Here is a 13,154-nt window from a genome sequence, read left to right on the forward strand (position 1 = left end):
TAAGGAGGGGAGAATATGAAAAATTTAAAATATATTTTGATTGCATTTCTATCTGTTTTATTTCTATTTGCCAGTTGTCAGTCTTCTTTATTAAATAACAATTCTGATAAATTATCAAATAATGTATCTTTTGGAGAATTTAATAATGAACAAATCATAGAAGGAAGGCTTCTCGTTGGTTATGAAAACAAAGAAGCTGTTAATAAAATAAAAAAATTATTAAATGGAGAAGTATATATTGAAATACCAGAAATTAAGGTTGTTGGAATTAAATTCAACGGAACAGTTAAAGAAGCTTATTCAAAGTTAAAATCCCTAAAATTAGAAGGAATAAAATATGTTGAACCAAGTTTCAAAAGAGAATTAATAGATCCTACTCCTGGAATTGTCGATGATACGATCACAAAAAATATCGATGGTGTTTCAGAAGATAGCTTGTGGGGGTTAGATAAAATTGGTGCAAAGGGAGCTTGGCAAGTAGCTACAGGCACAAATGTAATTGTTGCTGTTGTAGATACACCTATAGATGCACAACATCCTGATTTACAAGGACAATTTGTTACTGGATTTGATCCTGTAACTGGAAATTTAATAATGCCAGACGAAGATTATGAGAACGATAAATATTTAGGTGACGAACACGGAACACATGTTGCCGGAACTATTGCCGCTAAAAAAGATGGTAAAGGCGTTGTTGGTTTAGCATATGGTGCAAAAATAATGTCTATTCCTATTTTCCAACCTGGTTATGTTGGTGATGCCTATGTAGCAAGAGGAATTATCTGGGCTGTTAATCACGGAGCTCAAGTATTATCAAATAGTTGGGGAGGCGGTGGATATTCTAAAACATTAAAAACTGCTATAGATTATGCATTATCTAATAATGCTGTATTTGTAGCTGCAGCTGGAAATTCTCATACTGATCAACACTGGCATTATCCTTCATCATATCCAGGAGTTATTGCCGTTGCTGCTTCAAATGCAAGAGATGAAATTACAAACTTTTCTAATCATAGTGATACAATATCTGTAGCTGCACCTGGTGAAAAAATATTATCTACAGTTCCAAGAAGCACTCCTGCAGTATATGGAGAACCATATGATTACTGGAATGGGACATCAATGGCAACACCTCATGTTTCAGCTTTAGCTGCACTATTAAAACAATTACATCCAAATGCAACACCATATCAAATAAGAAAAATGATAGAAAATACAGCTGTAGATATTGATAAAACTGGTTGGGATCATGCATCAGGATTTGGAAGAATTGATGCTGCAGCTGCTGTTAATGCAACATTGCCAACAGATGTTGGATCTACAAGAGATTTCTATATATATAGCAATGATGGTATGCCATTATCAAATATATTTTTATCGTTGATTAGGAAAAATGGAGATGGCGGTAATTATTATGTAACTACAGATGATGGTTGGGCTGAATTGTCTAATGTTGATCCCGGAACCTATACTTTAATTTTAAGTGGACCTGATTATCTACAATTAGATTCACCTATTTTCAGATCAGAAGAAGCTACTACTTTAATTAAAGATATTACTTTTACAAATAATAGTACAGAAATTTATCTATATTTAGATTCATCATTTACGTTGGATTTAACCTTTGATTCAACATTTACAGGTGGTGCCACATTAATGGTTGAAAATATTAATTATTTATATTCACCATTTTATGTAGTACACACATATTCAATAGATGAAGAAGCTACTAATGTATCTTTTGATCTTTCAAATTTAAGTGGTCAATTTAGATTATTTGTATATAGAGATGTAACAAAAAATGCTAGTGAGATAACTTTTGAAGGTACTGCTACTATTAATGACCACCCTGTTCCTGTATCTGGTATAATTCCATATGGACAATCAAAGGGATTTGTTGAAGATAATAGATTTGTTGGTCAAGTTGATCCTGGTATAATTCCTTGGACAATTTTCTAAAACAATAAAAACGGTCCCTTTCCGGGACCGTTTATCTTATCATTATCAAAATTTTATTAAATATCACCATTCCAAGTAACGCAAACGGGTAAGTTGCTCCATAGCCTATTGCTACTTCTTCTGAAGCATTAGCATCCATTGCGGCGCCTAATCCGGGAGTACTTGTCATTCCACCACATACAGATCCAGATAATATTATCCAATTAATTTTTAAAACATATTTGCCAAATAAAAATCCTAAAGTTATTGATATTATGGCTATAATAAAGGAATACAGCATTAAACTTAAAGTTTGAATATTTAAATTATTTAATGTATTATATCCTGATTTTAAACCAACTGACGATAAAAACATTAATAGTCCAAATTCTTGAAGTGTTTTTAATATTTTTTTATTCATTCTAAAATCAAAAATCCATACTTTTCCTAATTTCCCCAAAAATAATGAAGATAATAATACACCACCTGTAATTCCTAATTTAAAAGAAATATAATTAAAATCAAATGTATAATTACCTATTAATATTCCAATTATTATTACTAAAGAATATGCTAAAAAATCAAATTTTTCTTCTTTATCTTCTACAAAATGCATTTCTTCCATTAATGTCTTCTTTTCATTTTTTATATTTATTTTAAATATATATGGAAATATATACATAGAAAGAATTACAGCTAAAACTCCTGGAATATATCCAAAGGTATATCCAGATATTATTTCTTTTTCATGATTTGGTGCTGTTTCTAATGCCGTTGCTAATCCAGGAGAGCTGGTTAAAGCTCCAGAATATATACCAACAAATTCATATTTATTACCAAATCTGGAAAATATATATGTTGTTATAAATCCGGTAAAAGTAATAAAAAATGCCATAATTAAAAACTTTATTCCATATTTTTTTATAATCTTATCCAAATCCTTTGATGCTATTAAGCCTATTGAGGATATAAATAGTATTAGAGAAAATAAAAAAAATTGCTGAAATTCGCTATTCAATTTAACAATTGTTTGTTCATTGAAAAGGCTGGTTGAATACCAGCCTATTATTAAACCACTAAATAATGCTCCAGAACTACCTAATTTGAAGTTTTTAATTTTTATTTTACCTAACAAAATTCCAAAAAATATTGATAGAAATAATAATAAATATGGATTTTTCATATTAACCTCCTATACTAAATCTGGAATTTGTTTTATTACCTTAACTCCAAGTTCTTTCAACTTTATCTCTTTATATTCTATACTGCCTTCAAATCCCTCTATAATAGCACCAGCATGTCCCATTCTCTTACCTTTTGGTACCGTTCTTCCTGCAAAAAATACTTTTATATCTCCATTATATCCTTTTTTTAGTGCATATTCAATACCTTTAATTTCTTCATTACCACCAACTTCACCTATAATTACCACCTTTTTTATATCTTCTTCTATTATATAATCAAATACTTCTGCAACTGATGTACCAATAATAGGATCACCACCAAGTCCTATACCCACTTTTATTCCTGTTGAATATTTCGACAAATAATTTGATATTTCATACATTAATGTTCCACTTCTTGAAATAACCGCAATATCTCCAGGTTTAAACGCATTTTCTGGCATTATTCCAATTTTTGATACACCTGGTAATATTACTCCTGGACAATTTGGTCCTATTAACATTACATCATTATCTTTAGATATTCTATATACATCCAACATATCTTGCTGAGGAATATGTTCTGTAATAATTATAATTTTCTTTATTCCAGCATTTATCGCTTCAAAAACAGCATCTTTAGCAAATGGCGCAGGAACAAAAACTATTGAAGTATCTACATTATATTTTTCTACTGCATCATTCATATTATTTAAAACTTCTACTCCATTTATATTTTTTATATTTTTATTTTTCGAAACCCCGCACAAAATTTTAGTTCCATATTTTAGCATTTTTTCTGTATGTAATTTACCGTATTTCCCTGTAATTCCTTGAACACATACTCTTTCATTGCCATTAATCATTGATTCTCACCATCCTTACAGCATCTGAAATCATTGAATACATATCATCATAATATCCTATATTATTTTCTTTTAATATTTTTTTAGCTTCCTCTTCATTTGTTCCTGTTAATCTAGCATATAATTGTATTTCTGAATTTTTATTTTTGAATTCTACTAATCCTGAGGCTATTTCATCACATTTCGTTATTCCACCAAAAATATTTAATATTATACGATTTATACCATATCCTTTTAAAAGATTTAATGCTTCTATTGTTATGTCTCTTTCGGCTCCACCACCTAAATCAAGAAAATTTGCAGGTTCTCCACCCAATAATTTCACAGCATCCATAGTAGCCATAACTATACCTGCACCACATCCAATTATTCCAATGTCACCATCTAATTTTACAAAATGAAATAGAAATTTCTCTTCAACAAACTCCTTTACCCAATTCTGTCTAAATATCGCATTATCATCTAAATGCATTACTATATCAAGTGCATATAATTCTCCATTTATGTTTTCAACTAAGGGATTTATTTCTAATAATGTTAAATCCTTTTCTCTAAATAGTTTTCTTAATTTTGGCAATATTTTTGATATTTTTTCTGGAATTTTTCCTTCAAGATCATCAAAATTTGTTTTTATAATACTATCTTTATTATTCTCTATGTCTATTCCACCTTTTTCTGAAAATAATATAACAATATCTTTTTCTTCCCTATCTAACACTAAAGAAATATAATATTCCTTTCGTATAGGTATCATTTTCTCCACTAATACTCCATACGGTTTTTCACCTTTAATTTCTTTAAATAACAACTCCTTTACTTTACTTTTAAATTCACATTCTTCATGGACGAATAATACCCCACCAGCTTTCATTCTACCTCCTACTAAAACCTGTGATTTCAGCACTACTGGTAAAAACTTAATTTCAGAAGGTTCTTTCTTTACCAAATAGGATTCTGGAACCATTATCCCATAGTCCCTTAAAAGTTTTTTACCCACAAATTCATAAATCTTCATACCATACACCTCCAATATATATAAAAATTTCCCCATTTCGCCCGCGCGAATGGGAATACCTTAGGACTAAAGGCAGGTCTCCCGGCTTCTGGATCTATCTACTCCCAACGCCTTCCCAGTTTCCCAGTGGCATTTTGTTGGTTTCGTCCCCAGTTACGGTGGCGGGGCCGCGATGGATTTTCACCATCTTCCCTTTTAATTATTTACCTTCAATCCTGGAGGTATTATTTTTTAATTAAATTTTCCTAATTTAATTAATGGTATATCAATATTTAAATTTTTCAAATTTTCTTCTTTTAAAGTTATTACTGCACATGTTGCTGGTCCAGCACTTTTATATAGATCAACATTATAATTAAGTAATTTAAATTCTAAATCCCATAACTTAGAAATTTCATTAATTTCATAAAGAATACCTTTTGAACCTATAGGTACTATTTCGTGTATATAATTGTTATCTCTTAAACGCTTTAATATATCTAATGTGAGAATATCATTACTATTTAGCACCTCTTCACCAACTTTAGGCAATCCAACTAATATTGCAATATTTTCTTTTTCTGTTTTAAAGTTGATGTTTTTTTCTTTAATACCTATGACCGTAATACCTATTCCAGTTTGTATTGTTGGAAAATTTTCTTCTGTACTTCCTGTAATTACATTTTCCGTATCTATATCTATTAATTTCGCTGCCTTTTTTATTCCTTTTATTATTTCTTTTCCTGTATTATTCATTTCAACTGATAATGTATTTACAATAGTAATAGGTGTTGCACCATATGCAATGTTTTCACATAATGCAACATGTGCTCCAAAATATCCAACAATATCTGGCGAAATTTTTACTACATCCATATCTTTATTTCCAATTGCACCAGAAGAATCACAAGATATTACTAATTCTTTATCCTCTATATCAACAATTGTTAAATCCCTTATTTTTTTTATAATTATATTTCCACCTCCATATAATCCCCTAAATTTATACGTTTTTTAGTTATATAATTAATTACGCCACCATGTGTAACTATAATATATTTTTTTGTTTTATCTAAATCATTTAAAAATTCATCTATTCTTTTAAAAAAAGAAGAATAACATTCACCATTTGGAAAACAATATTTTTTATAATTCTCCATCCACGATAGATATTCTTTATAATATTTTTCTTTAATTTCTTCTATTGTTTTGCCATCAAAAATACCAAAATTTATTTCTTTTATTCTTTCATCAATAATAATTTCTATATTTACAACTTTTGATATTTCTAATGCTGTATAATATGCTCTATATAATGGACTAGTAATAATATAATCTACATATTTGTTTTTCAGTTTTCTTTTTAATTCATTAATTTGATTAAGTCCATTTTGTGTAATATTATAATTACTCCAACCACTAAATTTTTTATTTATATTTGCTTCTGTTTCAACATGTCTTACAATTATCAATTTCATAACATACCTCTTAAAATATATATTGTTATTAAAAATATGGTTTGTGATAATTCAATTATTAAACCTATGGTATCACCAGTCATACCACCTATTTTTTTACTTATTTTTTTAGTTAAAAATATAACGAATATATATGTTATTATTATTGGCAATAATATAAATATATTAAATAATACTGATATAGGTAATACTATTAAGAAGGATATAAAAAATTTTCTTATATTTGAATGAGTTATAAATACATATCCCATCCCATTATTTCTTGCATATGTGGATATTGATGCTGCCAATAATGCCGAACTTCTTCCTATTACTGGCATAATTAAAATATATACGTAGTTTATATAATAACTAAAAACTAAATTTGTTAATATTAAAATAGTCAAACCTATTACGCCAAAAGCACCTATTCTACTATCTTTCATTATTTTTAATATTTCTTCTTTACTTCTATTACTAAATATTCCATCAAACGAATCAGCTACACCATCTAAATGAAGCCCACCTGTAATCCAAATATATAATATCCAACTTAGTAATACATATATAGGTTTATCAATAGGAATATATGAACATATATACATTAAAAAACCTATAATTAATCCAATTAATGGTAAAAAATACATTCCTTTAGAAAAATCTTCTTCATTATATTCAGTATATATCGGTATTCTGGTAAAAAAATTTAATATTAAAATTATACCTTTCATATTATCATCCCTTTAATTTTAAAGGGATACCCGATATGGTTATATATACTTCATCAGATTCTTTAGCTAAATACTGGTTTATTCTTCCTGCAATATCTCTAAAAATATTACCAAGTTTATATGATGGTACAATGCCCATCCCAACTTCATTGGTAACTACAATTAAATTCTTATTATATTTTTTTATTATTTCTATAATTTTCTCTACTTCAAAAAATATTTTTCTTTCAATAATATCTATTTTTTCATAATCTGCATTTTCTATATTTTCTTCTAATAATAGATTGGATACCATCAGTGTCATACATTCAAATAAAATTGAATCACTGCTTAAAAAATCTGTATTAGATTCTAATTTTTCAAATGACTTATACATTTCTATAGTTTTCCATTCTTTAGGTCTAGAATCTCTGTGTTTTTTTATTCTATATTTCATACCCTCATCAAAAGGTATCGCTGTTGCTATATAGGTTATTTCATTACCTATTTTATTTATATATTCCTGTGCAAATATGCTTTTACCGCTTCTTACACCCCCTGTAACTAAAACTATCATAATTTTTCCTCCTTTAAATTAATTTTCATCCCATTTCGCCCGCGCGAATGGGATTAACTTAGAATTAAGGTAGGTCTCCCGACTTCTGGATCTATCTACTCCCAACGCCTTCCCAGTTTCCCAGTGGCATTTTGTTGGTTTCGTTCCCAGTTACGGTGGCGGGGCCGTGATGGACTTTCACCATCTTCCTTTACACCTTAACCCTGAAAATATTAACTTTTAAAATAATTTATTTCACTATAATCTCAACATCTTTCTTATCAAAAGCAATAGCAACTTTTATTATTCTTTCCATCCCATAACTTTTTATTTCTTCTTCATATCCTTTTTCTTCTATTTGTTTTATTCCCTTTTCTGCACTTTCTTTTAAATCTTTATCAAAATCTATACTATATTTTTTGAATTCAAATATTATTCCTGGTTCTGTTTTTTCTTTGGGTATTAATATTACATCTGCTCTTCCATACCCTGCCTCTCTATTGCTTTTTACTATGTATTTTTTACTTAGTCCTACTACCATTCCAAGTATTAATCCATGATAAAACCTTTCTGGTTCTTCGCCACTTACATCAAAATAACTCAATGTTTCTTTTACTATTTTTTTGAATTTTATTCCAAATTCTTTGTATTTTCCCAATATTATATCCTGTATTATACTTTCAAGTTCTATTTTTGTTTCCTTTATTATTGTCACTACTGTTTTTTTGAAGAATTGTAATGTTTCTTTGTTTGTTATTCTAAGACTATATCTTGGTTCCCCTTCTTCTCCTACATGTTCTACCCAGGTTAGGTATCCTGTAAATAGAAATAATGTCCATATGCTTTCTTCTGTACTTTTATCTAAGTCGCCATATACTAAATTTTCATCCATACTGCTTTCTATTGTTTTTCCTTCTATTAATTCTTCTATTTTTGTTTTTACTTCTGCTGTACTTTGTCTTATTAATTGTTTTATTAATTCATTTCCACTGCTGTTTATCCAATAATATTTTATTTCACCTTTATTTCTTGCCAGGTTTATTATTGAATATGGATTGTATATTTCTAATCCTCCAAAATTATATCCATTATACCATTCTATTACTTTTTCTTTTTCATATTCTAATCCATAATATTTTAATGTTTCTTCTACTTCTTCCCATGTTAATCCAAATTTATCATTGAATAGTTTTCCTAGTATTGTTGATACATCAAGATTATTTACACCTGTAAATATACTTTCTTTTGCTACTCTTGTTATTCCTGTTAATACTCCTTTTTCTAAATACTCATTGTCTTTTAATGCATTTCCTAATATATTTCCCATGAAATTTATAAATTCATTATAATATCCATTTAAATATGATTGCTGTATTGGCGTGTCATATTCGTCTATTAATAATATTACTTTTTGTTTGTAATATCGGTAGAGATATTCTGATAGATTTTTTAAACTATTTTCATATTTTACATTATCTGCAATACCTTTTGCTATTTCTATATAATCTTCTTTTTCAAATTCCTCTAATACTTCCATTGATTCTTTGTGTTTTCTATATAAATCTGTTATTGCATATTTTATTGCTTTTATCATATCTTCATAATTTCTTTGTTTTAAATCTTTAAAAGTCAAATATATAACAGGATATTTATTTAAATATTTTTCTATTATCTCTTTTTCTTTCCATATTTTTAGTCCTTCAAATAAATGTTTATTATCCTGATCATTTCTAAAAAAATATTTCATCATACTCATATTTAATGTTTTTCCAAACCTTCTTGGTCTGGTTATTAATATTACATCTCCACTTTCTATTATTTCTTTTATCAGCATACTTTTATCTATATAATACATATTATCTTCTATTATGCTTTTAAAGTCACTTCGTCCTATTGGTAATCGTTTCAATTTTTTCATCGTTTCCACCTCCAGCTTAATTATATCATACATTAAACTCTATTTTTCTTATAATTTTGTCATACTTTTTAAAGAAAAGTTTGATATAATAAGAAAAAAAGAATTTGGAGGTGCAAAAATGTATAATCCAGAATTGATAAGAAATATAAGTATTATTGCACATATAGACCATGGAAAAACTACACTTGTTGACAGAATATTAGAATTAACAAAAAGTGTCGAAAAAAGAAAAATGCATGATCAATATCTTGATATGATGGATATTGAACAAGAAAGAGGCATTACTATTAAATCTCAACCCGTTAAAATATTATATGATGCAAAAGATGGTAATACATATGAAATAAATATTATAGATACACCAGGACATGTTGATTTTACATATGAAGTTTCAAGAAGTTTAGCAGCATGTGAAGGTGCTGTATTACTTGTTGATGCATCACAAGGGGTTGAAGCTCAAACTGTAGCAAATACATATTTAGCAATAGAGAATGATTTAGAAATAATACCTGCTGTAAATAAAATTGATCTACCTAATGCAAATGTTGAAGAAACCCTAGCTGAAATTGAAGATTTAGTTGGTATACCTGCCGATGATGCCTTAAAAATTTCTGGTAAAACTGGTGAGGGAGTTGAAGATTTATTAGAAGAAATTATAAAAAGAATTCCTGCTCCAACTTCAAAAGGCACAAATGAAGATAAACTTAAAGCTTTAATTTTTGATGCTAAATATGATAAGTATAGAGGAGTAATTATATATACAAGACTATTTGGTGGAACTGTCAAACCTGGAGATAAAATAATGACAATGTCGAATAAAGAAACATATGAAGTTGTAGAAGTTGGTATATTCCATCCAGAAATGCAAAAAACTGAATCATTATCTGCTGGTGAAGTAGGATATATTATTGCTGGTATTAAAGATGTTGAATTGGCTCGTGTTGGTGATACTGTAACTAGCGCAACTGATCCTGTTGATGAACCATTACCAGGATACAAAGAAGTTAAACCTATGGTATATGCTGGTATATATCCTGGCGTTCCAGATTATTATGAAGAATTGAGAAAAGCACTTGAAAAGCTAAAACTTAACGATGCTGCTTTAACTTTTACACCAGAACATTCTCCCGCATTAGGATTTGGTTTTAGATGTGGTTTTCTTGGATTATTACATATGGATGTTGTTAGAGAAAGAATCGAAAGAGAGTTTGAACTTGCTATAATTCTAACAGCTCCAAATGTTGTATATAAAGTAAAATTAAAAAATGGTGAAGAAAAGGAAATACATGACCCCACCCAATTTCCTGATCAAGATTTATTAGAAGAAGTTTATGAACCCTATGTCAAACTGGATATAATTACACCTACTGACTATATGGGCGGCTTAATGGGTGTTGTTCAAAATGAAAAAAGAGGAGAATTTGTTTCTGTATCAAATGCTGGTAAAAATAGGGTTGTTATGCATTTTGAAGTTCCTCTTGGAGAAATAATATTTGACTTTTTTGATAGAATGAAAGCCATTAGTAGAGGTTATGCTTCAATGGATTATGAATTAATAGGTTACAGAAAATCTGATTTGCTAAAAGTAACTATATTGGTTAATAGGGAACCTGTTGAGGCACTTTCTTTTATTGTTCATAGGAGTAAAATATTTGAAGTATCTAAAAAGATGGTAGAAAAATTAAAGGATTTAATACCAAAACATCAATTCGAAATACCAATTCAAGCAAAGGGTGATGGAAGAATTATCGCAAGATCAACTATTAAAGCATATAGAAAAGATGTTCTTGCTAAATGTTATGGTGGTGATATTACAAGAAAAATGAAATTACTTGAAAAACAAAAAGAAGGCAAAAAGAAAATGAGACAAATAGGCAGTGTTACTATTCCACAAAATGCCTTTTTAGCTATTTTAAAAATAAATGAAGATGAAAAATAATGGAGGAAAATTATGCCTATTGATGGATTGCTTTTAAATAAATTAATAAGAGAAGCTAAAAAATTTGAAGGACAGAAAATTAGAAACATTTATCAACCTGTAAACGATGAAGTTTTATTACAGCTACAAAATGGATTTTTACTTTTTGTATTAAAAAATCCTTCTTATCTAATTTCTTTAGATACTAAACCAAATATGCCTGATTCACCTCAAAATTTTTCTATGTTTCTCAGAAAAAGAATTAAAAATGCAAAGATCAATAAAATTGAACAATTAGGTCTTGATAGATTAGGATATATAGATTTATCTGTAATAGATGAAACTTTTGAATTAAGAAATTACAAATTATATTTTGAATTAATGGGAAGAAATTCTAATATTTTATTAATTGATGAAAACAATAGAATACTTGATGCATTGAAAAAAGGGATAACTCCACAAAGAAGTATTATGCCTGGTGCTGAATATTTTCCTTTTTATAATACTGACTACATTAATATTTTAGAACACGATAATCTTGATTTTGATTTAAACCAACAATTAATGGGTTTTTCTAAAATTAGTAAAAAACTTTTTTTAGAATATATTGAGAAATTTGATTTTATCACTTTTATTGCTGAATTTACTGATAATTCAAATGTATATACATTCGAATATGAAGGGAAAAAAGAAATAATAGCTTTTAAACCAATAAATTATGATTATGAAGAATTTAAATCTCCCTCTGAAGGATTATTAAATCTTTTTCAATTGAGAAGCATTAATTCAAGATTTACAGAATTAAAAAGAAAACTCGAAAAGGTTGTTATTAAAGAAATTGAAAAATATGAGAAATTGTATAAAAAACTAAAATCAGAAGAAAAAGATATTGAAAAAATACCAGAATTAGAAAAACAGGGTCGCTTATTACAGGCGTATCTTTATCAATTTAAAGAAAAAACTGATTCAATAATTGTAGAAGACTGGGATACTGGAGAAAAGGTAAAAATAAAACTAAACCCTCTAAAAACTCCAAATGAAAATTTACAAAGTATATTCAAAAAAGTTCACAAACTAAAGTCAAAAGAACAACATTTAAAAAAGAGAATAAAAATAACCCAAGATATGATTAATTATTTATATCAACTTTGGCAAAGCATAGACTTAGCAGAAGACATTGAGACTTTACAAGAAATAAAAGAAGAAATGGTTGATGAAAGATTAATCACAGAAAAATCATCAAAAAAGAAAATGAAGAGAAAAGGGTCAAAACCATATGAGTTTAATTATAAAGGGTTTAGAATCTTAGTAGGGAAAAATAATATACAAAATGATAAGATTACAAGGGAAGCGGATAGAGAGGATATTTGGATGCATGCTCAGGGGATTCCTGGTGCCCATGTTATTATTAAGACAAATAAACAGGAAGTTCCTGAAGACGTTCTGATGTTTGCTGCATCTTTGGCTGCGAAATACTCTAAAGGTAGATATTCTTCAAAGGTTTCTGTTGATTATACACAAAAAAAACACGTATGGAAACCCAAAGGCGCAAAACCAGGTATGGTACATTATAATAATTTTAAAACTTTATATGTTGAACCAAAACAATAAGCCCTAAAAAAGGGCTTATTGTT

At 28.2% G+C, this 13,154-nt stretch carries 11 protein-coding genes and 2 riboswitches; of the genes, 3 read left to right on the forward strand and 8 right to left on the reverse strand.

Annotated elements, in window-relative coordinates; genetic code table 11:
• Window positions 1-15 precede the first annotated feature (15 nt).
• Window positions 16-1,959, forward strand: a complete 1,944-nt coding sequence (locus tag ACZ5CK_RS09500) for a S8 family serine peptidase (protein ID WP_464581574.1) — start codon at window positions 16-18, stop codon at window positions 1,957-1,959.
• Between the two features lie 31 nt (window positions 1,960-1,990).
• Here the strand turns inward: ACZ5CK_RS09500 and ACZ5CK_RS09505 are convergent, their stop codons facing one another.
• The 8 genes from ACZ5CK_RS09505 to ACZ5CK_RS09540 all read right to left on the reverse strand — a co-directional run bounded on the left by ACZ5CK_RS09505 (window position 1,991) and on the right by ACZ5CK_RS09540 (window position 9,602).
• Entirely contained in the window at window positions 1,991-3,121 is a 1,131-nt protein-coding gene (locus ACZ5CK_RS09505) for an aspartate-alanine antiporter-like transporter (RefSeq protein ID WP_464581575.1), read from the reverse strand.
• Between the two features lie 9 nt (window positions 3,122-3,130).
• On the reverse strand, window positions 3,131-3,967 hold the full coding sequence (locus ACZ5CK_RS09510) for a succinate--CoA ligase subunit alpha (protein WP_464581576.1): 837 nt from the start codon (window positions 3,965-3,967) through the stop codon (window positions 3,131-3,133).
• Window positions 3,960-4,982 (reverse strand): ATP-grasp domain-containing protein, encoded by a 1,023-nt coding sequence (locus tag ACZ5CK_RS09515; RefSeq protein ID WP_464581577.1) that lies wholly within the window; start codon window positions 4,980-4,982, stop codon window positions 3,960-3,962. The genes ACZ5CK_RS09510 and ACZ5CK_RS09515 overlap by 8 nt, the downstream gene beginning before the upstream one ends.
• A 54-nt stretch (window positions 4,983-5,036) precedes the next feature.
• Window positions 5,037-5,208: riboswitch (cobalamin riboswitch) on the reverse strand.
• 5 nt (window positions 5,209-5,213) lie between these two features.
• A complete protein-coding gene (locus tag ACZ5CK_RS09520) occupies window positions 5,214-5,936 on the reverse strand; it encodes an AIR synthase related protein (protein ID WP_464582988.1) in 723 nt (240 codons plus the stop codon).
• Complete coding sequence (locus ACZ5CK_RS09525; RefSeq protein ID WP_464581578.1) at window positions 5,933-6,439, reverse strand: histidine phosphatase family protein; 507 nt, start codon at window positions 6,437-6,439, stop codon at window positions 5,933-5,935. The genes ACZ5CK_RS09520 and ACZ5CK_RS09525 overlap by 4 nt, the downstream gene beginning before the upstream one ends.
• Window positions 6,436-7,149, reverse strand: coding sequence for an adenosylcobinamide-GDP ribazoletransferase (cobS, locus tag ACZ5CK_RS09530; protein WP_464581579.1), 714 nt, complete (start codon window positions 7,147-7,149; stop codon window positions 6,436-6,438). Before cobS ends, ACZ5CK_RS09525 begins: the two co-directional genes overlap by 4 nt.
• A 4-nt stretch (window positions 7,150-7,153) precedes the next feature.
• Window positions 7,154-7,708 (reverse strand): bifunctional adenosylcobinamide kinase/adenosylcobinamide-phosphate guanylyltransferase, encoded by a 555-nt coding sequence (gene cobU, locus ACZ5CK_RS09535; RefSeq protein WP_464582989.1) that lies wholly within the window; start codon window positions 7,706-7,708, stop codon window positions 7,154-7,156.
• Between the two features lie 48 nt (window positions 7,709-7,756).
• Window positions 7,757-7,920, reverse strand: a riboswitch (cobalamin riboswitch).
• Window positions 7,921-7,934: 14 nt separating this feature from the next.
• The gene (locus ACZ5CK_RS09540; RefSeq protein ID WP_464581580.1) at window positions 7,935-9,602 is read right to left on the reverse strand and encodes an AAA family ATPase; all 1,668 of its coding nucleotides are present in this window, start codon (window positions 9,600-9,602) and stop codon (window positions 7,935-7,937) included.
• A gap of 118 nt (window positions 9,603-9,720) precedes the next feature.
• Here ACZ5CK_RS09540 and lepA point away from each other — a divergent pair, with 118 nt between their 5' ends.
• The gene (gene lepA / locus ACZ5CK_RS09545; RefSeq protein WP_464581581.1) at window positions 9,721-11,541 is read left to right on the forward strand and encodes a translation elongation factor 4; all 1,821 of its coding nucleotides are present in this window, start codon (window positions 9,721-9,723) and stop codon (window positions 11,539-11,541) included.
• 12 nt (window positions 11,542-11,553) lie between these two features.
• Window positions 11,554-13,131, forward strand: a complete 1,578-nt coding sequence (locus tag ACZ5CK_RS09550) for an Rqc2 family fibronectin-binding protein (protein ID WP_464581582.1) — start codon at window positions 11,554-11,556, stop codon at window positions 13,129-13,131.
• Window positions 13,132-13,154 lie beyond the last annotated feature (23 nt).

The organism is Marinitoga okinawensis (assembly GCF_055387075.1).

Bases quoted from the DNA above. Each gene is read 5' to 3' on its own strand.
- ACZ5CK_RS09515 (WP_464581577.1), bottom strand. From the start codon at position 4,982: ATGAAGATTTATGAATTTGTGGGTAAAAAACTTTTAAGGGACTATGGG.
- ACZ5CK_RS09500 (WP_464581574.1), top strand. From the start codon at position 16: ATGAAAAATTTAAAATATATTTTGATTGCATTTCTATCTGTTTTATTT.
- cobS (WP_464581579.1), bottom strand. From the start codon at position 7,149: ATGAAAGGTATAATTTTAATATTAAATTTTTTTACCAGAATACCGATA.
- ACZ5CK_RS09540 (WP_464581580.1), bottom strand. From the start codon at position 9,602: ATGAAAAAATTGAAACGATTACCAATAGGACGAAGTGACTTTAAAAGC.
- ACZ5CK_RS09550 (WP_464581582.1), top strand. From the start codon at position 11,554: ATGCCTATTGATGGATTGCTTTTAAATAAATTAATAAGAGAAGCTAAA.
- ACZ5CK_RS09510 (WP_464581576.1), bottom strand. From the start codon at position 3,967: ATGATTAATGGCAATGAAAGAGTATGTGTTCAAGGAATTACAGGGAAA.
- ACZ5CK_RS09505 (WP_464581575.1), bottom strand. From the start codon at position 3,121: ATGAAAAATCCATATTTATTATTATTTCTATCAATATTTTTTGGAATT.
- ACZ5CK_RS09525 (WP_464581578.1), bottom strand. From the start codon at position 6,439: ATGAAATTGATAATTGTAAGACATGTTGAAACAGAAGCAAATATAAAT.
- lepA (WP_464581581.1), top strand. From the start codon at position 9,721: ATGTATAATCCAGAATTGATAAGAAATATAAGTATTATTGCACATATA.